This is a genomic window from Aeromonas sp. sia0103, assembly GCF_963895295.1.
GTDB classification, from domain to species: Bacteria; Pseudomonadota; Gammaproteobacteria; order Enterobacterales; family Aeromonadaceae; genus Aeromonas; species Aeromonas encheleia.
Genome location: NZ_CAWQKG010000055.1, coordinates 169,454 through 190,787, shown reverse-complemented (window position 1 = coordinate 190,787; position 21,334 = coordinate 169,454). Strand labels below are relative to the sequence as shown.

Annotated in this window: 18 protein-coding genes and 1 tRNA gene; 6 read left to right on the top strand and 13 right to left on the bottom strand. The window is 61.7% G+C overall.

Translation table 11 applies throughout. The features are described from left to right. Positions 1 to 50 precede the first annotated feature (50 nt). Complete coding sequence (locus tag AACW18_RS16845) at positions 51 to 413, bottom strand: hypothetical protein (RefSeq protein WP_218389292.1); 363 nt, start codon at positions 411 to 413, stop codon at positions 51 to 53. Positions 414 to 685: 272 nt separating this feature from the next. Here AACW18_RS16845 and AACW18_RS16840 point away from each other — a divergent pair, with 272 nt between their 5' ends. Then, a complete protein-coding gene (locus tag AACW18_RS16840) occupies positions 686 to 1,525 on the top strand; it encodes a sterol desaturase family protein (protein ID WP_218389291.1) in 840 nt (279 codons plus the stop codon). Positions 1,526 to 1,600: 75 nt separating this feature from the next. Here AACW18_RS16840 and AACW18_RS16835 read toward each other — a convergent pair whose 3' ends face one another. The 9 genes from AACW18_RS16835 to tadA all read right to left on the bottom strand — a co-directional run bounded on the left by AACW18_RS16835 (position 1,601) and on the right by tadA (position 12,859). After that, a complete protein-coding gene (locus AACW18_RS16835) occupies positions 1,601 to 3,001 on the bottom strand; it encodes a basic amino acid/polyamine antiporter (RefSeq protein WP_218389290.1) in 1,401 nt (466 codons plus the stop codon). Positions 3,002 to 3,010: 9 nt separating this feature from the next. Beyond that, positions 3,011 to 3,913 carry a homocysteine S-methyltransferase family protein gene (locus AACW18_RS16830; RefSeq protein WP_042654561.1) on the bottom strand — a complete coding sequence of 301 codons (903 nt, stop codon included), beginning with the start codon at positions 3,911 to 3,913 and terminating at the stop codon, positions 3,011 to 3,013. 288 nt (positions 3,914 to 4,201) lie between these two features. Beyond that, positions 4,202 to 4,744: a hypothetical protein gene (locus AACW18_RS16825; RefSeq protein ID WP_042654560.1), complete on the bottom strand. Its 543-nt coding sequence runs from the start codon at positions 4,742 to 4,744 to the stop codon at positions 4,202 to 4,204. Positions 4,745 to 4,876: 132 nt separating this feature from the next. Further along, positions 4,877 to 6,208, bottom strand: a complete 1,332-nt coding sequence (locus AACW18_RS16820) for a hemolysin family protein (RefSeq protein ID WP_042654559.1) — start codon at positions 6,206 to 6,208, stop codon at positions 4,877 to 4,879. Positions 6,209 to 6,400: 192 nt separating this feature from the next. Then, on the bottom strand, positions 6,401 to 7,111 hold the full coding sequence (phoU, locus tag AACW18_RS16815) for a phosphate signaling complex protein PhoU (protein WP_025327511.1): 711 nt from the start codon (positions 7,109 to 7,111) through the stop codon (positions 6,401 to 6,403). 101 nt (positions 7,112 to 7,212) lie between these two features. Next, positions 7,213 to 8,031 (bottom strand): phosphate ABC transporter ATP-binding protein PstB, encoded by an 819-nt coding sequence (gene pstB, locus AACW18_RS16810; protein WP_033131161.1) that lies wholly within the window; start codon positions 8,029 to 8,031, stop codon positions 7,213 to 7,215. Between the two features lie 176 nt (positions 8,032 to 8,207). Next, a complete protein-coding gene (gene pstA / locus AACW18_RS16805) occupies positions 8,208 to 9,857 on the bottom strand; it encodes a phosphate ABC transporter permease PstA (protein ID WP_218389289.1) in 1,650 nt (549 codons plus the stop codon). Positions 9,858 to 9,907: 50 nt separating this feature from the next. Continuing rightward, complete coding sequence (locus AACW18_RS16800) at positions 9,908 to 12,145, bottom strand: ABC transporter permease subunit (protein WP_218291929.1); 2,238 nt, start codon at positions 12,143 to 12,145, stop codon at positions 9,908 to 9,910. A gap of 204 nt (positions 12,146 to 12,349) precedes the next feature. Next, positions 12,350 to 12,859: a tRNA adenosine(34) deaminase TadA gene (gene tadA, locus AACW18_RS16795; RefSeq protein WP_218389288.1), complete on the bottom strand. Its 510-nt coding sequence runs from the start codon at positions 12,857 to 12,859 to the stop codon at positions 12,350 to 12,352. A 277-nt stretch (positions 12,860 to 13,136) separates the two neighbouring features. On the opposite strand from tadA, the gene AACW18_RS16790 reads away from it, so the two are divergent. The 4 genes from AACW18_RS16790 to aceA all read left to right on the top strand — a co-directional run bounded on the left by AACW18_RS16790 (position 13,137) and on the right by aceA (position 17,348). Next, a tRNA-Pro gene (locus tag AACW18_RS16790) sits at positions 13,137 to 13,213 on the top strand. 294 nt (positions 13,214 to 13,507) lie between these two features. After that, complete coding sequence (locus AACW18_RS16785; RefSeq protein ID WP_218291930.1) at positions 13,508 to 13,648, top strand: hypothetical protein; 141 nt, start codon at positions 13,508 to 13,510, stop codon at positions 13,646 to 13,648. A 706-nt stretch (positions 13,649 to 14,354) separates the two neighbouring features. Then, positions 14,355 to 15,962, top strand: coding sequence for a malate synthase A (gene aceB / locus AACW18_RS16780; RefSeq protein WP_218389287.1), 1,608 nt, complete (start codon positions 14,355 to 14,357; stop codon positions 15,960 to 15,962). Between the two features lie 72 nt (positions 15,963 to 16,034). After that, positions 16,035 to 17,348 (top strand): isocitrate lyase, encoded by a 1,314-nt coding sequence (gene aceA / locus AACW18_RS16775; protein WP_218328284.1) that lies wholly within the window; start codon positions 16,035 to 16,037, stop codon positions 17,346 to 17,348. 98 nt (positions 17,349 to 17,446) lie between these two features. Here the strand turns inward: aceA and hda are convergent, their stop codons facing one another. From hda to upp, 3 genes are all read right to left on the bottom strand, one after another. Beyond that, entirely contained in the window at positions 17,447 to 18,148 is a 702-nt protein-coding gene (hda, locus tag AACW18_RS16770) for a DnaA inactivator Hda (RefSeq protein WP_033131154.1), read from the bottom strand. Positions 18,149 to 18,307: 159 nt separating this feature from the next. Further along, positions 18,308 to 19,339, bottom strand: a complete 1,032-nt coding sequence (locus AACW18_RS16765; RefSeq protein WP_218389286.1) for a DUF2066 domain-containing protein — start codon at positions 19,337 to 19,339, stop codon at positions 18,308 to 18,310. Positions 19,340 to 19,489: 150 nt separating this feature from the next. Beyond that, on the bottom strand, positions 19,490 to 20,116 hold the full coding sequence (gene upp / locus AACW18_RS16760) for a uracil phosphoribosyltransferase (protein WP_005320172.1): 627 nt from the start codon (positions 20,114 to 20,116) through the stop codon (positions 19,490 to 19,492). 176 nt (positions 20,117 to 20,292) lie between these two features. Between upp and purM the strand changes: the two genes are divergently transcribed. Continuing rightward, entirely contained in the window at positions 20,293 to 21,330 is a 1,038-nt protein-coding gene (purM, locus tag AACW18_RS16755) for a phosphoribosylformylglycinamidine cyclo-ligase (RefSeq protein ID WP_218389285.1), read from the top strand. The last annotated feature ends 4 nt before the right edge of the window (positions 21,331 to 21,334 follow it).

Genomic DNA, 21,334 nt, shown 5'->3' with positions numbered 1-21,334 from the left:
GAGCCCAGGCTCCCTCTTCCATTGATGCCGGAACCAGCCAGCGCGGTCCCTCAGAAGCGGTAACGGCTCATCAGCCCGGCATAGTGCCGTTCGGGCAGCAGAACCGGCGCTAGCAACCAGCGATCCGTACCATAAGCCCCCAGAGCCGCCCCCAGCGCATTGGCCCCCGCATCAAGGGTAGAGAACTCGCCGTTGCTCGACGCCAGCTCCCCCAGCACCCCGATGCCGGTGGAAATCCCGAACCCGATCCAGCCCCTCTGCTCCCGATAGCCGTAATGATCGGCAACTGCCGTGAAGCCGGCCCCCATGGCCGCGCCGCCGATGAAATGGCTCAACTCGCTGTTGAAGCTGTCGTTGGCCTGCACACTCGTGCTCAACAGGCCGAACATGACGCACACCAGGATAGCTCTCATCTCCCCTCCACCGCCGGCACCTTGCCGCCCATGGCGCCCCGAGAAAGGGTGCCTAGCTTCCAGTGTAAGCGAGGGCTCGCCAGACGACAGGACGCCGGCAGCGGGGTGACGCGTCCAGGGGGGCATCACCAATGCTCATCATTTGCCAGCAAAAACAAACCGTTGAACAGCACCCAGGCAGGGCGCCTACACGGCCCAAGGAATGAAATGTTAATGAAATTTTAAATTCATTCGGTATGCTGGAACCCAACTGGTCCAACCGGATGCATCACATGGATGTGCAACTGCTGCTGCTCTACCTCTCCCCCGTCTTTCTGGCCTTCATCGGCTGGGAGATGCTCTATCTGCGCAAACACGGGGCGGCCTTTCCCACCGCCACCTACCAGTGGCGGGATCTGTTTGCCAACGGGGCGCTGGCGCTGATGCATCAGGGCGGCGATGCGCTGGCGGCCATCGCCATCGCTTACCTGTATGACGCCCTCTGGGGCTGGCGACTGTTCGATATCGAGCTCAACTTCTGGAGCGTACTGCTGCTGTTCTTGCTGCAGGATCTCTGTTACTGGCTGTTCCATTTCGCCAGCCACCATGTGCGCTGGCTGTGGGCCTCCCACGTGGTTCATCACAGCTCCGAGCGGCTCAACCTCTCCACCGCCTTTCGCCAGAGCCTGATGTACCCCGTCTCCGGCATGTGGCTGTTCTGGATCCCGATGATCCTCATCGGCTTCCCGCCAGAGGCCGTGGTCGCCACAGTGCTGCTGAGCCTGGGCTTTCAGTTCTTCGTCCACACCCAGGTGGTGGGCAAGCTTGGCCGGCTGGAGTGGATCCTCAATACCCCCTCCCACCACAGGGTGCATCACGCCAGCAACGCCAAGTACATAGACCGCAACTTCGCCGGGGTGCTGATCATCTGGGATCGGCTGTTTGGCACCTTCGTGGAAGAGGACCCTGCCGAGCCTTGCCGGTTCGGCATCACCAAGCCCATCCGCAGCTTCAACCCCCTCACCCTCACCTTCCACGAGTGGCGCGACATGCTGCGCGAGGCCCGCGGCCTGCCCTGGCAGAAGAAGCTGAGGGTGCTGTTTGGCAAGCCGGCCGGCCCCGGCAGCGCCTGAGTCAGAGCCTTGAAGCAGAGCAAAAAAGAGAGCGCCACCAGGGCGCTCTCTTTCATTGCCAGTCACAGACCCGAGTCAGACATGGACAAATGACCAGAGCGCGGGTATGAGGCTCACCAGGGTCATCCCGGCCAGCAGTCGCTCGCGGCCACTGAGCCGTTCGGCGCCAGCCAGCTGGCGGCGGCTGTAGAGAAACAGCAGCAGGCCCGGCCCGTACAGCAGCAAGGAGAGCAGCAGGTATTCCACCCCGGCGGCATAGAGCAGCCAGAGGCCGTAGCCGCTCGACAGCAGCGCCACCGCCCGCATCAAGCCATTGCCCTGCCCACTGAAGGAGAGCTTGAGCAGGAACAGGCCGATCAGCAGATAGGGCACCAGGATCATCGAGGTGGAGATGAGCAGCAGGCTGGTATATCCCTTGCCGAGCAGCCACACCAGCAACAGGCAACCCTGCACCGTCAGGCTGGTGAGCCAGAGGGAGGCGATGGGGGTGCCGTTGCGGTTCTGGCGCCGGAAGATGGCCGGAAAGGCGCCGTGACGCGCCGCACTGAACGGCACCTCGGCCGAGAACAGGGTCCAGCTCACGTAGGAGGCCAGCACCGAGACGATGAGGCCGACACTGATCAGCAGCTTGCCCCAGGAGCCGGTCATCTGGGCCATCAGTCCCGCCATGGAGGGATTGGGCAGGGCCGCCAGCTCGGGTCTGCTCAATATCCCCAGCGCCAGCACCGAGATGAGCACATAGAGCAGCAGTGCCAGCACCACCCCCAGCACGGTGGCCGTGCCCACGTCCCGCTTGTTTCTCGCGCGGGCCGACAAGACGGCCGCCCCTTCGATGCCGGTAAAGACCCAGAGGGTGATGAGCATGGTGTTGCGCACCTGCTCGGAGACAGGCACCGCCAGTGTGCTGCCCCCCTGATCCGCCGCGAAGGTCATCGGGTCGAACCAGTAGCAGGCGAACAGGATGAACAGCAGCAACGGCAGGCTCTTGGCCAGGGTCGCCACCAGATTGAACAGGGCCGCCTGCTGCACGCCGCGGGCCACCAGCAGATGCACGGCCCAGAGAATGCAGGACTCGCCGATGAAGGCGGCCAAGGTGTTGCCCTCGCCAAACCAGATGTGTTCTGGCGTGTCGACGAAGCTGCCGAGGGCGGCGAAGGCGATCACCAGATAGCCCACCACGCCTATGGTGGCGCACAACCAGTAACCCCAGGCGGAGAAGAAACCCACCAGATCGCCAAAGCCGGCGCGGGCATAGCTGTAGATGCCGCCATCGAGATCGGGCCTTAGCCGCGACAGATAGAGAAAACTCGCAGCCAGCGCCAATATGCCCACCCCGGTGACGCCCCAACCGATCAGCACGGCCCTGGCACCGGCCACCTCGGCCATGTTCTGGGGCAGGCTGAAGATACCCGCCCCCACCATGGAGCTGAACACCAGGGCGGTGAGGGACCAGAGGCCTATTTTGCTCTCTTTCATATGCTCTCCTTAGCGCAGCCGACTGGCCAGGGCCTGAATATGCTCGGGGCCTATGCCGCAGCAACCGCCGATGAGAGAGGCCCCCACGGCGCGCCAGCGCTCGGCCCAGCCGAGGTAATCCAGCGGGCCCAGATCGGCGCGGATCTCGTCCAGACCGTCGTTGGCGGTGGCCTCCTTGGGCTGGGGCGGAAAAGCGTTGGCATAGGCACCGAGGCGAATATCCCCTCGCCCCAGCGCCTGCAATCTGGCGCCGGCCACCGCCAGCGCGGCCTCAATCACCTCGGGCTGACAGCAGTTGAACAGGATGGCATCCACCCCGACCCCGACCAGCGCTGTGACGGCATCCACCACCCGCTCGCCGGAGCGAAGCAGGGGCTCGCGCCCTGGCGTCTCGTCCTCCAGGGTGAAGGAGACCCAGAACGGCTTGCCATCCGCTGGCAACAGCGCCTTGAGCGCCAGCGGCTCGGCGATCAGGCTCATGGTCTCGGCCAGCCAGATGTCCACCTGAGGCGCCAGCGCCCGAATGAGCGGCGCCGCCAGCTCGCTCACCCTGTCCGCCTCGAACAAGTCGGCACGGTAAGAGCCAAACAGCGGCGGCAAGGATCCCGCCACCTGCACGGCGTCGGTATGTGCATCGGCAACTTCCCGCGCCAACTGGCCCGCCAGCGCCGCCAGCGTTTCCCCCTCGGCGGCAAAGCGCTCGGCGCCGATATGAAACGGCACCAGCGCATAGCTGTTGGTGGTGATGACACGGGCACCGCTGGCCACATAGGCCTGATGCACCTCGCGTACCGTCTGCGGCGCCTCCATCAGCGCCAGCGCCGACCACTCGGGCTGGCGAAACGGCGCGCCCCGCCGTGCCAGCTCACGCCCCATGCCACCGTCCAGTACCCACAATGCCTGTGTTTCCATCTGTCCTGTCTCTTTGTTTTTCTGTGTTTGTCTGTTGTGTACCCGGCCATGTCCTGCGGCGATGCGTCGCCGTCGATGTGAATTCGGCACCCCGGGAAGTTAGCCATAAAAACATATAGATGTTTAGACGGCCAAAATAAGATAAGACAAAGCCGAGCCGACGGCAATCGGTATCACCGGAAATCAGCCGGCAGAAGATGAGGAAAAAGCGGCAGAAGGCAGAAGGCAGAAGGCAGAAAAGCGTGAGGCCACCCTGGGGTGGCCTCATCTCTTATCTGTGGTGACGGTTTAACGCCCCGCCAGTACCCGCTTGGTCTGCTTGACCCAGTCGGAGACACGTCCCTGCTGGGGCAGGCCTTGCCAGATCTGCTCCCACTGGGCCGGGCTCAGGGGGCGACCCAGCCTGCGCTGCACCCCAGCATAGAGGTAGTCATGGGCAGTGGTACGCGCCTGGGCGGAGGTGAGGAACTTAGGCACGGGATCCGTCAGCCGCACGTCCCGCATGCCGAGCAGCGGGTAGTCGCTGTGCACCGCCGCCAGCATGGTCTCGCGCATGGCGGACTCGATGTAGCCACGGGCAAACAGGGCCGTCACCGACTCCAAGGATCCCTGCTCCGGTCCCTGATACTCCTCATCGAACACCGGGCTCGGCTCTGCCACGGCGCTTTGCACCACGGCATCGGGATCCGGCTGCGGCACCACGACGGCGGCCTGGGGGGTTGCGGGCTTGGCCGCGGCGGCGGGCTTGCGGGGCGCGCTCTGGCTGCAGGCCCCCAGGGCGATGGCCAGTGCCACACAGGCCAGCGCACGGGAATAAGACGGCATCTTCATGACTCCTGAACGACCTTCTCGGTCACTATGGGTTCCTGGTGGTCCGCGGCTCATCCCGGCCCGGTCCACCACTTCACACTTATCGTCGACGCATTCTAACGAAAACCGGCCCACTTGGGTCAAGCTTCCCGATCAGACCGCCGGATGTGACTCCTGCGCCAGCTTGTCGCTCGCGATGGGTTCGACCCGGGTGACCAGCAGCTGATCGATCTTGTAGCTGTCGATGTCCACCACTTCGAACTTGTAGCCCGCGTATTTCACCGAGTCGGTACGCTTGGGGATCTTGCGCAGCATGAACATGATGAAACCGGCGATGGTCTCGTAGTTCTGGTTCCCCGGGAACTCCTCGATGTCGAAGGCCCGCATCACATCGGAGATGGGGGTGACCCCGTCCACCAGCCAGGAGTTCTCGTCCCGCTGCACTATCTGCTCTTCCATCGCATGGGTGGCCCACTCGCCCATGACGGTGCTCATCAGATCGTTCATGGTGACTATCCCCACCACCAGGGCGTATTCGTTCATCACCACGGCGAAGTCGCCCCGATGATTCTTGAAGTACTCCATCGCCTCGTAGAGGTTCAGGGTGTCGGGGATGATGATGACGCTCTGCACCAGGGAGCCGCTGTTGAGATCGATGCTCTGGCCGCTGATGACGCGGATCAGCAGCTCCTTGGCGTCGACGAAGCCCTTGATGCTGTCGAGGTTGTGGTCACACACCAGGAACTTGTTGTGGGGGTGCTCGGCGATCTTGGCCTTGATGCTCTCTTCGCCCTCTTGCAGGGTGAAGTAGATGAGGCTCTCGCGGGCCGTCATGGCGGAGGTGACGCCGAGGGATTGCAGCTCGAACACGTTCTCGATGAGCTGGTGCTCCTCACGCTGGATGACCCCCGCCTCGGCGCCCGCATCCATCACCGCATAGATGTCGTCCGAGGTGATCTCGTCGTTGCGGATCATGGAGACCCGCAGCAGGCGGAACAACGCGTTCGCCATGCCGTTGAAGAACCACACCAGCGGCATCAGCAGGGTCACGCACAGCAGCATGGGACGCACCACCACCACGGCAACCCGCTCAGGCATGCTCATGGCGAGGCGTTTGGGCATCAGGTCGGCGATCAGGATAAAGAGGCTGGTGACGACCACGAAAGAGACGACCGAACTTATCTGGGAGAGCCAGGGGCCCTGATAGAAGCTGGTGATGAAGGTCTTGATGGCCGGGTTCAGGGCGGATTCGCCCAGGATGCCACCCAGGATGGCGACGGTGTTGAGGCCTATCTGCACCACGGTGAAGAAGTTACCCGGCTGGGCCTGCAGCGCCAGCACTTTTTCGGCATGGCGGTTTCCCTCGTCGGCCATCACCTGCAACTTGATCTTGCGGGAGGCGGCGAGAGAGATCTCGGAGAGGGAGAAGAACACGCTGCCGGCTACCAGCAGCATTAAAAAGAATAAACTATCGGCAAAACTCATGATTGACCTATTGCGACAGCCGCCTTAGCACAAGACGGCAAACTGGGCCCGGGATACCAGACCGTGAGTCCATCCGGGACTCACACAGGGGCAGTATTCTAGCAGAAAAGCGCCCATTGGGTGGCGTTATCTTAACCTGTCGCCCAATGCAACAAAAAAGGCGCTCAATGCGCCTTTTTATTCATTTCTGACTCAATGCTTGCCGAGCAGGTCGCTCAGTTCATCGGCCTTGGTGTGGCGTACGTCCTTGCCCTTGACGTAGTAGACGATGTACTCGCAGATGTGCTGGCAGCGATCGCCGACCCGCTCGATGGCCCGCGCCGCCCACAGCACGTTCAGTACCTGGGGAATGGTGCGCGGATCTTCCATCATGTAGGTCATCAGCTCGCGGATGATGGACTCGTACTCCCGATCCACCTTGTCATCTTCCTTGTAGACGGCGATGGCCGCCTCCAGATCCATGCGGGCGAAGGCGTCGAGCACGTCGTGCAGCATCTTGATGGTGCGGCGGCCCATGTTTTCGAGCGACACCAGCGGCGGCTGCGGCTTGTTGGCGTTGTCGGTCAGCATGCGGGCGATCTTGTCCGCCACGTCGCCGATGCGCTCCAGATCCGTGATGGTCTTGATGATGGCCATCACCAGCCGCAGGTCGGACGCGGTGGGCTGACGCTTGGCGATGATGCGGGTGCACTCCTCGTCGATCGCCACTTCCATCGCATTGACCTTGTGGTCGTTGGCCACGATCTTGCGCGCCGCATCCAGATCCTGGATGTGGATGGCCGAGATGGCGTCGGTCAGCTGCTGCTCAACCAGGCCACCCATCACCAACACCTGATTGCGTACGTTCTCCAGCTCGGCATTGAACTGACCGGAGATGTGTTTATTGAGGTTCATATTGTCCATACAAATAATCCTTATCGCTCCGATTATGCCTTAGCCACTGAACTGACCGCTAATGTGTTCGCTGAAATTCATGCTGTTCATACCACTCTTTCCCTCGCCCCTTAGCCGTAACGACCGGTGATGTAGTCTTCGGTCTTCTTCTTGGCCGGGGTGGTGAAGATGGTGTTGGTGTTCGAGTACTCGATGAGCTCGCCCATGTACATGAAGGCGGTCTGATCCGACACCCGCGCCGCCTGCTGCATGTTGTGGGTGACGATGACCACGGTGAACTGGCTCTTGAGCTCGTTGATCAGCTCCTCGATGGTGAGGGTGGAGATGGGATCCAGCGCCGAGGTCGGTTCATCGAGCAGCAGCACTTCCGGCTCGATGGCGATGGCCCGGGCGATCACCAGACGCTGTTGCTGACCACCGGACAGGCCGAAGGCATTGTCGTGCAGACGATCCTTCACCTCTTCCCACAGGGCGGCACCGCGCAGTGAACGCTCGGCGGCCTCATCCAGGGTGCGGCGGTCGTTGATGCCCTGCAGGCGCAGACCATAGACCACGTTCTCATAGATGGACTTGGGGAAGGGGTTCGGACGCTGGAACACCATGCCCACCTGACGGCGCAGGGCGGAGACATCCACCCCCTTGTCGTAGATGTTGTGGCCGTGCAGCTGGATCTCCCCCTCGATGCGGCAGATCTCCACCAGATCGTTCATCCGGTTGATGCAGCGCAGCAGGGTCGACTTGCCGCAGCCGGACGGGCCGATGAAGGCGGTCACCTGCCCCTTGGGGATCTTCATGTTGACGTTGAACAACGCCTGCTTGTTGCCGTAATACAGGTTGAGATCCTTGACCTCCAGCGCGGTCTGTTCCGGGCTCAGGTTGAGCAGGTCCAGGGCGGTATGCTGGGTCGAAGTCGGTGTTACGTTGATCATCTGTTACCTCAAATCAGTCCAGGGTGGCCGGATACACTCCGGCGACCATCATGCTGTTGATGGCAGCCGCTGGGCCGCGCATCTCTTGTCTCAGGGGTGGCCGGATTAATGTTCCAGCGACCGGAATTTCTCGCGCAGGTGGTTGCGGATACCCATGATGCCCGTCAGGTTCATCATCAGTGCTCCAAAGAGCGGAATTTCTCGCGCAGGTGGTTACGAATACCGATGGCCGTCAGGTTCAGGCCGACGATCACCGTCACCAGCAGGAACGAGGTGGCATAGACCAGGGGCCGCGCCGCCTCGACGTTCGGGCTCTGGAAGCCGACGTCGTAGATGTGGAAGCCCAGGTGCATGAACTTGCGCTCCACGTGCAGGTACGGGAAGTTGCCATCCATCGGCAGGGTCGGTGCCAGCTTGACCACCCCCACCAGCATCAGCGGTGCCACTTCACCCGCCGCCCGGGCTATCGCCAGGATGAGGCCGGTCATGATGGCCGGGCTCGCCATGGGCAGCACTATGCGCCACAGGGTCTCGGCCTGGGTGGCTCCCAATGCCAGGGAGCCCTGACGTATGGTGCTCGGAATTCGGGCCAGCCCCTCTTCGGTGGAGACGATCACCACCGGCAGGGTCAGGATGGCCAGGGTCAGCGCCGACCAGATGACACCGGGGGAGCCGAAGGTCGGGCTCGGCAGCGCTTCCGGATAGAACAGCTGGTCTAACGAACCACCCAGGGTGTAGACGAAGAAGCCGAGGCCAAACACGCCGTATACGATGGAGGGGACCCCCGCCAGGTTGATCACCGCGATGCGGATGATCTTGGTCAGGTTATTCTTGCCCGCATACTCGTGCAGGTAGACCGCCGCCACCACCCCGAGCGGGGTGACGATGACCGCCATCAGCAACACCATGAACACTGTGCCGAAGATGGCCGGGAACACGCCGCCCTCGGTGTTGGCCTCACGGGGATCGTCGGAGACGAACTTGCCGATCTGATGGAACCAGTGTCCCACCTTGGCCGGCAGGCTCATGTCGTTGGGCCATACCACATCCAGCACCTTGGACATGGGCATGGTGATGAGCTCGCCACGCATGTCCTTGACCGTGATGGCGTCCCGATCCGCCTCGCTACGCAGGGAGAACAGCTCCTTCTCCAGCACCTGATAACGATCGTTGAGCGCCTGACGCTGCGCGGCCAGGTCAGCCTTGAGCGCCTCGGTCAACTCGTCCTCCAGCTCGGCCTTGCGCTCCTTGAGGCGCAGTCGCTCCAGCTGATAGTTGATGCTGCCGATGTCACCCTTTTGCAGATCGTTGGCCTGTTCGGAGAGCGCGTTGGCACGGGCCAGCACCCGCTGCAGGGCGGGATGCAAGTCCTGACTCAGCTCGCGGCCATCCTCCTTCACCCCGACGATGTAGCCGTAGAAGTTGCCGTTGGTGGTGCGCTCCACCATGGCCAGCTCGGCCGGCTGGGTCCGGGACTTGATGTCGGTCTCCAGCACCCAGCGGAAATCGAGGTCGACGAACTCGCGGTTGCCGGTCTTGACCAGATAACGGGTCAGCTGCTCGCGCTCCTCCCCTGCCAGCGCCTGGCCGGCGGAGCGCAACCGCTCGACCGGTACCAGCTCGCGATCGTTGATCTCGCCGATCAGCACGCTCTTGTTGCCGCTGGCGTCTTCCAGCTGCCATTCGTAGATGGGGTGAGGCCAGAAGTAGACCAGACCACGCCAGCCGATCAGCAGCAACAGACCCAGTACCGCCACCAGACTCAGGCTGACGGCGCCGCCTGTCATCCAGATCCAGGGGGCCCCTGATTTAAACCACTTACCCATTGTTGATTCCTTGTCCATATACAGAACGCCGCTTTTTATAGAACGGCTCATTACAGAGAGCTGTATTTTTCGCGCAACCGCTGACGAATGAACTCGGCCAGGGTGTTGAACATAAAGGTGAATACAAACAGGACGAAGGCCGCGAGGAACAGCACCCGGTAGTGGGAACTACCCACTTCCGACTCCGGCATCTCCACCGCGATGTTCGCCGCCAGGGTGCGCAGCCCCTGGAACATGGAGAAGTCCATGATGGGGGTATTGCCGGTCGCCATCAGCACTATCATGGTCTCGCCCACGGCGCGGCCAAGGCCCATCATCACCGCCGAGAAGATGCCCGGACTCGCGGTCAGGATCACCACCCGGCTCAGGGTCTGCCAGGGGGTGGCGCCGAGCGCCAGAGACCCTTGGGTGAGGTGCTTGGGCACCGAGAACACAGCATCCTCGGCGATGGAGAAGATGGTGGGTATGACCGCGAAGCCCATGGCGATGCCGACCACCAGGGAGTTGCGCTGGTCGAACTTGATGCCCATCTCGTGGGTCAGCCAGATGCGGGAATCCCCGTGCATGAAGGCGTTCTCGATGAGCGGGCTCAGGGCGAAGGCCCCCCAGCCGATCAGCAGCAGCACCGGAATGAGCAGAATGGCGTGCCAACCGTCAGGCAACCAGGAGCGGCCACGCTCCGGCAGGTAGTTCCAGGCCAGCGCGGTCAGCAACATGCCCATCGGCAGCAGGATCAGCAGCAGTATCACCCCGGGCAGCGAACCCTCGATGATGGGGGCGAGCCAGAGACCGGCCAGGAAGCCCAGGATCACGGTCGGCAGTGCCGCCATGATTTCCACCGTCGGCTTGACGTATTTGCGCAGCCCCGCCGACATGAAGTAGGCGGTGTAGATGGCACCGGCCACCCCGAGCGGCACCGCGAACAGCATGGCGTAGAAGGAGGCCTTGAGGGTCCCGAACACCAGCGGCACCAGGCTCAGCTTGGCCTCGAAGTCGTTGCTGGCGGAGGTCGATTGCCACACATACATGGGCTCGGGATAGCCCTCGTACCACACCTCTTGCCACAGAGCCGACCAGGTCACCTCGGGGTGCTCGTTCTCGACGTCGAACAGCTTGAAGGTGTTCTCCTGCTGCATCAGCAACAGGTTGTGGCGGGGGGAGATGGCGAGCGCCGCCAGGGCACCGCCCTCGATCTTCTCGCTCAGCAGCTTGGACTCGCCGGTGGCGTGGAAGAAGCTGACGGTACCGTCCTTGGCACCGCTGATGAAGCCCTTGCGAAAGTGCTCGGGGGTCAGCAGGTCGACCGGACCATCGCCCTTGAAGTCGCGGATCTGGGCGAACTGGCGCTTGCCATCCTTCGCCACTTCGAACCACTGGGAGATGACACCGTTGTCGTTGCCCACCAGCAGGGAGGAGGCGCCGGAGAGCAGCTCGACCTTGGTCACGTTGGCGTTGGGGGCGTTGATCTCCATGACGTCGCGCAGGGAGATGTCGCTGAGATTGTGGATGTCATAGATCGACAGGCGGTTGCCTTCGCGCACGAACAGGATGCGCAGGTTGGGGGTCAGCAGCATCTGATCCACGTGGCGCGGCAGGGAGGGAATGGCGTAGTTCTGGCTGCTCCACTCCACTTCGCCGGAGAGGAAGTTCTCCTCGCCGCTCAGCACCGTCATCACGCCACGACCATCCTCGGTCACGGCGGCGGCGGCCATCTTGTCCTTGGTCGCCTCGAACACCATGCCCTTGAGCGCCTTGCCCTGGGGATCGACCACCATGGGCTCCTCACCGAAGGGATACTGCAGGCTGGGTTCGATGACGCGCACGTCGTCGGGATAGGAGACCTTGAAGTAAGGCTGGACGACCTGCGCCTTGCCATCGGCAAAGCCGTAGGCGATCAGCTTCTGACCAGGGGCCGGCGTCGCGACCGCGGTGATCTTGCCCGCGATCTGGGCCTGACCCAGCACCTGACCCACCTTGAGGTTGCCATCGTGCTGCACGGCGAAGAAGCTGACCTGACCCTGATCGCTGAAGCGATAACCGATCTCGTTCTGCTCTTCGACGCCGAGCCAGGCGGTCTTGCCCTGCACCGGCAGGGTAAAGGAGGAGGTCGCTTCCATGCTGGCGCCATTGAAGATGGGTTTCACCACATAGAGCAGATAGAAGAAGATAAGCAACAGGGCCACCAATACCAGACCACCGCCTGTGGTGACCCCGTACTTGGCCAACTTGTCCTTGATCCGGCGTTTTCTACTGCCCGCCATGACCAGGTTGATCGATTCCGATGACATGCAAAACCTCAATGTGAGCTAGGCTTGGCGGCATTATATGGCGGTTGCATGACAGTTTTGTTACATCGAGGTGCAGGCAGAGAGGTTATTGCTGAGGAAAATGGTCGCGGTGAAATGGGGCCAACCCTTTGTTTGTACGAGGTGTTTGGACTAGGGTACTGGGCCCATCATTCGGTGAGGGACAGGCAGTGCCCCTCGCAGCAGTCAGGATGCGGCGTCGCTCGCCTGTTTTGCCGCCAGTTTTGCCGCCTTCTGCTCGGCCCGGCGCCGCTTGAAGAAGGCCGAGAGCTGGGCCGAGCAGGCATCCGCCAGCACGCCGCCACGGATCTCCACCCTGTGATTGTGCCGCGAGTCCTGCAGGATCTCGAACACCGAGCCCGCGGCCCCGGTCTTGAGATCCTGCGCCCCGTAGACCACTCGCCTGACCCGGCTGTGGATGAGGGCGCCGGCGCACATGCAGCAGGGCTCCAGCGTCACATAGAGGGTGGTGTCGAGCAGCCGGTAGTTCGCCAGCCTGCTACCTGCGGCGCGGATCGCCATGATTTCCGCGTGGGCGCAGGCATCGTGCTCGCTGATGGATCGATTCCAGCCCTCGCCTATCACCTCGTCCCCCAACACCAGCACGGCGCCGACCGGGATCTCGCCGATCCCCTCCGCCTTGCTGGCCAGCGCCATGGCATGCTGCATCCAGCGCTCATCCTGGGTGATCTGCATCTCGGCTGCTCTCTTCTCTGCTGACTCCACGCCCGCTCCTCTTAGGTTTCTATCCGTATTCACAACTCAGACGGCTTGGTGCCTATATGCCACCCGCCGCCGCGGCCGGATGCCGCCATCTCGGGTGGGCGGCGATTATGCCAAATCTCCCGCCAGGGCCCAAGTTGCATCTTGTCTGCGCAATAAAGAAGCAATCGGCATCTCCCTGATAAAAAAGGAGTTGCGCCTACTTGCCCAGATCATTAGACTTCCCTCCGTCAGCTCGAACTGACCTCGTCGGTGTGTAGCGCAGCCAGGTAGCGCATCTGCATGGGGTGTAGAGGGTCGGAGGTTCGAATCCTCTCACACCGACCATTTTCCCCGAGAAATAGCCCAGTCCCACGACTGGGCTATTTTTTTGTCCCCAGCTCTCCCTCTACTTTCCTCCCTACTCTTGTTTGTACCCTTTCCTCCTTTATCTGCTTCACCGCATCCCCATATCCTGCACCTGGCCCCTCGGGAACGGCATGTTTTTTATACAGAACCACTTGAAGCTTTTACAAAGTGTCGCTAGGATACGCAACTTTTCCGCCGGCCATTCAGACAGGGAGGTGGGTATCAGGGTGAGGGAGTCACCAACCGGCTTGCAATCCAATGAGGCAAGCACCCATGACCCAAGCTGTTGAACTTCAACCCGATCAGCCCCTTATTCCGTCACCGCATCCCGACATCGAAGCCACCGATGCCGAACCGGGCAACATGGTGCAGCTCGATGTGATCGATCTCGCCGCCCCGGACGATGACTATTGAGCCGGCCAATGAGCCCCTCTCCCCGCCTGCCAGATCGTGGATCCATGGCCAATTCTGCTACTCCGCACCGCCCTTTCCCCCGGCCAAATCCGGTCGACTAAAAAAACAACAAAATGCTAAATAGACGCAGGTTATTGGCATTATTCACTACCTGCATCCCCTCCCATCCCTCCCCTCTCCCCACCGCTCGCTGATACAAACCTACGTTATTGCTCGTCATTTCAACGACAGGGGCCCCAGACCCCCATCCGCTCGATGCATCCGGATCCAGTTTTAAACAGCAGTTCATCATTCAATGCCTGCAGGAGCTAGACGCCAACGGCATTTGCAGGATGTATTTCATACAGATGTTTTTGCAAAGCCTGGAGTAAGGTCGGGATTTGTTTTTGCATTGGTAATTTTATTACGTAATAAATTACATTTTTCATGTTCGGGACGGACTCCGCTCCCTTCGCCTGAACGGGTGCCTGGCCAAGAGCATAACCATCTAGATAGAGCTTTTACGTCAATCAAATAAATTCATTAAAAACATCAACTTAAACACCAGTCAAAAACACCCGTTTTAAAAATTAGGTTGACGAACCGGGCAATATTTTGCACCTTATCAATCGTGTTATCCCGCTGTTACAGGGGCTTTAAGGAAATGGAGATAGACCTTAGTCGTAGTTAGTAAGTTCAAAATGTAACTTTCAAAGGAGTGAACCCTATGTCGGCACCGGCCCAGACCCACAGCAGCCACCGTCTGCGCATCCAAGGCGAGATGCTTCCCGATTACGCGCAAATTCTGACGCCCGCTGCGGTGGCCCTGGTCTCCGAACTGGTGGAGCGCTTTGCCTCTCAGCGTGATGCACTGCTGAAGCAACGGGTGGCCCGTCAGGCGCGCATCGACGGTGGCGAGCTGCCGGACTTTCTGCCCGAGACCGCCCATATTCGCGAGGGAAGCTGGACGGTGCGCGGCATCCCGGCCGACCTGCAGGACCGGCGGGTGGAGATCACCGGGCCGGTCGAGCGCAAGATGGTGATCAACGCCCTCAACGCCAACGTCAAGGTATTCATGGCGGACTTCGAAGACTCCCTGGCACCGGCCTGGAATAAGGTGATCGAGGGCCAAATCAACCTGCGCGACGCGGTCAACGGCACCGTCTCCTACCAGAGCCCCGAGGGCAAATCCTACAGCCTCAAGGCCGATCCGGCGGTGCTGATCTGCCGGGTGCGCGGCCTGCACCTGCCGGAGAAACACGTCACCTTCGACGGCGCCCCCATTCCCGGCGGCCTGTTCGACTTCGCGCTCTACTTCCTGCACAACCATAAAGCGCTGCTGGCCAAGGGCTCAGGCCCCTACTTCTACCTGCCCAAGCTGCAGAGCCATCTGGAGGGGCGCTGGTGGAGCGAGGTGTTCGCCTGGACCGAAGACAAGTTCGGGCTGCCCCGCGGCACCATCAAGGCCACGGTACTCATCGAAACCCTGCCGGCGGTGTTCGAGATGGACGAGCTGCTCTATCAGATGAAGGATCACATAGTCGCGCTCAACTGCGGCCGCTGGGACTACATCTTCAGCTACATCAAGACGCTCAAGGATCATGGGGACAGGGTGCTGCCGGACCGCCAGGTGGTCACCATGGACAAGCCCTTCCTATCCGCCTATTCACGCCTGCTGATCAAGACCTGCCATCAGCGCGGCGCCCTGGCCATGGGTGGCATGGCCGCCTTCATCCCCGCCAAGGATCCGCTCGTCAACGAGCAGGTGTTCGCCAAGGTCAAGGCGGACAAGGAGCGGGAGGCTCACAACGGCCACGATGGCACCTGGGTGGCTCACCCCGGCCTCGCCGATACCGCCATGGCGGTGTTCAACGCCGCCATCCCGGCCGGCGCCAGGAACCAGATCGGGGTGCTGCGTGAACAGGATGCCCCCATCACCGCCGCCGATCTGCTGGCCCCCTGCGAGGGTGAGCGCACCGAGACCGGCATGCGCACCAACATCCGGGTCGCCCTGCAGTATCTGGAAGCCTGGATCGGCGGCAACGGCTGCGTGCCCATCTACGGCCTGATGGAAGACGCGGCCACCGCCGAGATCTCCCGCACCTCCATCTGGCAGTGGATCCGCCACGGCAAGAGCCTCTCCAATGGCAAGGTGGTGACCAAGGCGCTGTTCCGCCAGATGCTGGCCGAGGAGCAGGAGGTGGTCAAAGCCGAGCTGGGCGATGCCCGCTGGCAGGCCGGCCGCTTTGCCGAGGCGAGCGAGCTGATGGAGCAGATCACCTGCGCCGACACCCTGATCGATTTTCTGACGCTGCCCGGTTACGAGCGGCTCTGAATCCGGGCCCCGGGCGGGGCTCGTCCATAACAAATCAATGGAAACGTGAAATCAATGAAAGAGGGAACTGATATGGCACTGACCCGTGAGCAACAGATCCAGGCTATCGAGAAAGACTGGGCAGAGAACCCCCGCTGGAAAGGGATCAAACGCGGCTACAGCGCCGAAGACGTGGTGAACCTGCGTGGCAGCCTGCAGCCGGTACATACCCTGGCCCAGCGCGGTGCCGACAAGCTGTGGGAGCTGATCCACGGCGGCGCCAGGAAGGGCTACGTCAACTGCCTCGGCGCCCTGACCGGCGGCCAGGCGGTGCAGCAGGCCAAGGCGGGCATAGAGGCGATCTACCTCTCCGGCTGGCAGGTGGCGGCGGATAACAACCTCTCCTCCACCATGTATCCGGATCAGTCCCTCTACCCGGCCAACTCGGTGCCGTCCGTGGTGGAGCGCATCAACAACTCCTTCGCCCGCGCCGACCAGATCCAGTGGGCCAACAAGCTGGGTCCGCAGGATGCCGGTTTCATCGACTACTTCCTGCCGATAGTCGCAGATGCCGAAGCCGGTTTCGGCGGCGTGCTGAACGCCTTCGAGCTGATGAAGAACATGATTGAGGCGGGCGCCGCCGGCGTGCACTTCGAAGATCAACTGGCCTCGGTGAAGAAATGCGGCCACATGGGTGGCAAGGTGCTGGTCCCCACCCAGGAGGCGGTGCAGAAGCTGGTCGCAGCACGTTTGGCAGCGGATGTCTGCGGCACCACCACCCTGGTGATCGCCCGTACCGACGCCAATGCCGCCGACCTGCTGACCACGGACGCCGACCCTTACGATGCTGGCTTCCTGACCGGTGAGCGTACCGCCGAGGGCTTCTACAAGGTGCAGGCCGGCATCGAGCAGGCCATCTCCCGCGGCCTCGCCTATGCCCCTTACGCCGACATGGTGTGGTGTGAAACCGCCAAGCCGGATCTGGACGAGGCGCGCCAGTTTGCCGAAGCCATCAAGGCCCAGTACCCGGACACCATACTGGCCTACAACTGCTCCCCCAGCTTCAACTGGAAGAAGAACCTGGACGATGCCACCATCGCCCGCTTCCAGCAGGAGCTGTCCGACATGGGTTACAAGTACCAGTTCATCACGCTCGCTGGAATTCATAACATGTGGTTCCACATGTACGAGCTGGCCTACCAGTACGCCCGTGGCGAGGGGATGAAGCACTACGTCGAGATGGTGCAGGAGCCGGAATTTGCCGCCGCCAGCCGTGGCTACACCTTCGTGGCGCACCAGCAGGAAGTGGGCACGGGTTACTTCGACAAGGTGACCACCGTCATCCAGGGTGGACAGTCGTCCGTCACGGCACTGACCGGCTCCACCGAAGAAGATCAGTTCCACTGATGACCGCATAACGCGAACAAAAACCCCGGCCTGGTGCCGGGGTTTCTTTTTTGCGCGTGAGACATGAAACGGGATGATGCATCCCTCACCAGACAGGGTCAGAGCTCGAGGATCTCCTTGACGAAGGGGATGGTGAGCTTGCGCTTGGCGCGAAACGAGGCGTTATCGAGTTGATTGAGGGTGGCGAGCAGGGTGCGCATGTCGCGTGACAGCCGATTGAGCAGGAAGCGACCCACGTCGATGGGCAACTTGAAGCCCCGCAGTTCGGCGCGCAGCTGCAAGGCGCTGAGCTTGCCCTCATCGTCCAGCTCGTCGAGGTGGAAACTCACCCCCCAGTCGAGGCGCGAGGCGAGATCCGGCAGTTGCAGCCCCAGCTTGCGCGGGGCGCTGCAGCCGGTCACCACCAGGGTGCCCTCGCCTTTCTCTTTCCAGCGATTGTAGAAGTCGAACAGGGCTCGCTCCCAGAGCGCATTGCCGGCGATGGCCTCCAGGCTGTCGAGGCAGACCAGGGGCAGGCTCTCGAGGGCATCGAGCATGCTGGGATCCAGCTGTTCGAACTGATCGAGGGAGAGATAGGCCGCGGCGGCGTCGCGGGCGTTGACCTCGGCGCAGGTAGCGTGCAGCAGGTGGGAACGCCCCGAGCCCTTGGCTCCCCAGAAATAGAGGAAAGGCGCGCCCTGACCGATGGCCGCATTCTTGAGGGCGGTGATCAGATGGGCATTGTTGCCGGGATAAAAACTGACGAAGGTTTCATCATCCGGTAATTGTACGGCTAAAGACAGTTGGGCCGGTTGCTTCACTCGTTGGGCTTTGACTGTGACATTTGTGCCCAAGTGTATCATCGCCGCGGCAGATAGAGAACCGCCCGGACTCGGCCGGGCGGTTTGGATCCTCAATAAAGATCGCCAGTGCGACCATTGGTAACGCAGACTGCGCGCATTATCTTCGGCTGCAGAGGATCAGGGCTGTGCCCATTGGTAGCGCAAACCGCTCTCATTGTCTTCGATCTGGCGCAGGCGACTCTCCAGTTGCAGACCGCGTACCAGCTCGGCCTTGTCACCCTGCAGGGAGAGGTTGAAGGTGACCTTGTCCCCCTCCAGCTTGCCGATCGTCACCTTGGTGATGCTGGCCATGCCCTGCAGCATCTTCTGCACCGTGATCATGCCATCGATGCCGGACAAGCCTTCCACCACCAGGGTCTGGCTGGAGGCCACACCGGACAGGCGGGTGCCGTACTGTTGCACCAGCCAGCCGGCCAGCGCATCGGCCATCCCCTGCGCCACCTCGGCCTGGGTGCCTGAGCCGGCGCCCTTGGTCAACTCCGCCAGCTCACCGCCCGCCTTGGGACCATAGAGACCCCAGTCGATGCTCCATTTCCCCTCCTCTTTGTCACCCTCCGGCGTCAGCTTGCCCAGCACCACCATCTCGGCGCCGTAACGCTGGCTCGCCTGGAGGATGGGATCGGCGAAACGCCCCCACACATCGGTGGCATTGACCGCCATGTTGTCATCGAGATCCATCAGCGGAATGCTGACCGGCAGGCCCATGGCTTGCGTCTGGCCTCGCAGGGCGGCGGCCCAGCCATCGCTTGACTGATCCGGCAGTATGCGACGCTCCCCTTCATCGAGCACCAGCCAGATGGCCAACTGCGGACGCGCGGGTCCGAGCAGGGCAAACTTGCTCTGGGCGATCAGGGCGTTGACCTTGGTGACGTCAAAGTCGGCCTTGAGGAACTTGACCGGCCCCAGATCCTGATAGCCGTAGTGCTGCACATAGTCCCCCGGGGCGGCCAGCGCCTTGACCACCTCCGGCTGGGTGAGAATGTCGCGTCGGCCTGTCACCTTGATCAAGACATCGCCCAGTGCCTGGGACTGGGCGGCCGCCATGTCACCGCTGGTCGGCGCCTTGCCCTGATAGAGATCGGTCACCTGGGCGGCCGACACCATCAACGACAGGGAGCAGCAGAGGAGCGTCACTAAGCGTTTAAGCATAAAGAAGATTCTCGAAATGGGAGATGGTGCTTATGGTAGCGGCAAGGCGCGCTTCCCAGCAAGACGGGGGACTGTATAAACAGCGAAGCCGGCGAGATGCCGGCTCCGTTTTCCCCCTCTCACGAGCAGAAGGGGTTATGGCATCAGGGTTTATTTGGTGCCGAAGATCTTGTCACCGGCATCGCCCAGACCAGGCACAATGTAGCCCTTCTCGTTCAGGCCCTGATCGACGGAGGCACAGTAGAGCTCCACGTCGGGGTGAGCGGCTTCCAGCGCCTTGATGCCTTCCGGCGCGGCGACCAGCACCAGCACCTTGATGGACTGGCAGCCCTTCTTCTTGAGCAGGTCGATGGTGGCGATCATGGAGCCGCCGGTGGCCAGCATGGGATCGATCACCAGGGCCAGACGCTCTTCGATGTTGCTGACGATCTTCTCGAAGTAGGGAACCGGTTGCAGGGTCTCTTCATCGCGGTAGATGCCGACCACGCTGACGCGGGCGCTCGGCATGTGCTCGAGCACGCCATCCATCATGCCAAGACCGGCACGCAGGATGGGCACGACAGTGACCTTCTTGCCCTTGATCTGGTCAACTTCCACTGGCCCGTTCCAGCCATCGATGGTAACTTTCTCGGTTTCGAAGTCAGAGGTCGCTTCGTAGGTCAACAAACTGCCCACTTCTTTGGCCAGTTCACGGAAACGCTTGGTGCTGATATCGCCTTCACGCATCAGCCCGATCTTGTGCTTGACCAGGGGGTGTTTGACTTCAACGACTTTCATTATTATCTCCTCTAACCTGCCGCGAAAAAATCGCGGAATCATACAACAAAAGCCGCCGCTTGTGGAGCTTTTCCACGCAAAAACGCGCAAACGATTTCCTTTCTGCTTTTACCACGCCGCTGGTAGAATACGCCCCGAATTTTACCCTCCACTTCTTCATATGACGGGGAATACGCGTGACTGACAAAACCTCACTGAGCTACAAGGATGCTGGCGTGGATATCGATGCCGGCAATGCACTGGTTGAACGTATCAAGGGCGTGTCAAAACGCACTCGTCGTCCTGAAGTCCTTGGTGGTCTTGGCGGCTTTGGGGCCCTGTGTCAAATCCCTGCGGGCTACAAGGAGCCGGTGCTGGTCTCGGGCACCGACGGGGTGGGCACCAAGCTGCGTCTCGCCATCGATCTGAAAAAACACGACACCGTCGGCATCGATCTGGTGGCCATGTGCGTCAATGACCTGATAGTGCAAGGCGCCGAGCCGCTGTTCTTCCTCGACTACTACGCCACCGGCAAGCTGGATGTGGACACCGCCGCCGCCGTGGTGACCGGCATAGGCGCCGGTTGCGAGCAATCCGGCTGCGCCCTGGTGGGTGGCGAAACCGCCGAGATGCCGGGCATGTATGAAGGGGAAGACTACGACATCGCCGGTTTCTGCGTCGGTGTGGTGGAGAAGAGCGAGATCATCGATGGCAGCAAGGTCGGCGAAGGGGACGCCCTGATCGCCCTGGCCGCCAGCGGCCCCCACTCCAACGGCTTCTCCCTGGTGCGCAAGATCCTGGAAGTCTCCAAGGCCGACGTGCACCAGCCGCTGGGTGAGACCACCCTGGCCAACGCCCTGCTGGAGCCGACCCGCATCTATGTGAAGCCGGTGCTCAAGCTCATCAAGGAGTGCGAGATCCACGCGCTGTCCCACATCACCGGCGGCGGCTTCTGGGAGAACATCCCCCGCGTGCTGCCCGCCAACACCCAGGCGGTGATCGACGAGCAGAGCTGGCAGTGGCCGGCGGTGTTCGGCTGGCTGCAGCAGGCCGGCAACGTCACCCGTCACGAGATGTACCGTACCTTCAACTGCGGCGTCGGCATGATCATCGCCCTGCCCGCGGATCAGCTGGACAAGGCGCTGACCCTGCTCAAGGCCGAAGGCGAGAACGCATGGCACATCGGCCATATCGCCAAGGCTGCGGATGGCGAGGAGCAGGTCGTCATCAAATGACCTC

What these genes read in the sequence shown, in the direction of transcription:
- AACW18_RS16845 (WP_218389292.1), bottom strand. Translation starts at nt 413, where the DNA reads ATGAGAGCTATCCTGGTGTGCGTCATGTTCGGCCTGTTGAGCACGAGT.
- AACW18_RS16840 (WP_218389291.1), top strand. Translation starts at nt 686, where the DNA reads ATGGATGTGCAACTGCTGCTGCTCTACCTCTCCCCCGTCTTTCTGGCC.
- AACW18_RS16835 (WP_218389290.1), bottom strand. Translation starts at nt 3,001, where the DNA reads ATGAAAGAGAGCAAAATAGGCCTCTGGTCCCTCACCGCCCTGGTGTTC.
- AACW18_RS16830 (WP_042654561.1), bottom strand. Translation starts at nt 3,913, where the DNA reads ATGGAAACACAGGCATTGTGGGTACTGGACGGTGGCATGGGGCGTGAG.
- AACW18_RS16825 (WP_042654560.1), bottom strand. Translation starts at nt 4,744, where the DNA reads ATGAAGATGCCGTCTTATTCCCGTGCGCTGGCCTGTGTGGCACTGGCC.
- AACW18_RS16820 (WP_042654559.1), bottom strand. Translation starts at nt 6,208, where the DNA reads ATGAGTTTTGCCGATAGTTTATTCTTTTTAATGCTGCTGGTAGCCGGC.
- phoU (WP_025327511.1), bottom strand. Translation starts at nt 7,111, where the DNA reads ATGGACAATATGAACCTCAATAAACACATCTCCGGTCAGTTCAATGCC.
- pstB (WP_033131161.1), bottom strand. Translation starts at nt 8,031, where the DNA reads ATGATCAACGTAACACCGACTTCGACCCAGCATACCGCCCTGGACCTG.
- pstA (WP_218389289.1), bottom strand. Translation starts at nt 9,857, where the DNA reads ATGGGTAAGTGGTTTAAATCAGGGGCCCCCTGGATCTGGATGACAGGC.
- AACW18_RS16800 (WP_218291929.1), bottom strand. Translation starts at nt 12,145, where the DNA reads ATGTCATCGGAATCGATCAACCTGGTCATGGCGGGCAGTAGAAAACGC.
- tadA (WP_218389288.1), bottom strand. Translation starts at nt 12,859, where the DNA reads ATGCAGATCACCCAGGATGAGCGCTGGATGCAGCATGCCATGGCGCTG.
- AACW18_RS16785 (WP_218291930.1), top strand. Translation starts at nt 13,508, where the DNA reads ATGACCCAAGCTGTTGAACTTCAACCCGATCAGCCCCTTATTCCGTCA.
- aceB (WP_218389287.1), top strand. Translation starts at nt 14,355, where the DNA reads ATGTCGGCACCGGCCCAGACCCACAGCAGCCACCGTCTGCGCATCCAA.
- aceA (WP_218328284.1), top strand. Translation starts at nt 16,035, where the DNA reads ATGGCACTGACCCGTGAGCAACAGATCCAGGCTATCGAGAAAGACTGG.
- AACW18_RS16765 (WP_218389286.1), bottom strand. Translation starts at nt 19,339, where the DNA reads ATGCTTAAACGCTTAGTGACGCTCCTCTGCTGCTCCCTGTCGTTGATG.
- upp (WP_005320172.1), bottom strand. Translation starts at nt 20,116, where the DNA reads ATGAAAGTCGTTGAAGTCAAACACCCCCTGGTCAAGCACAAGATCGGG.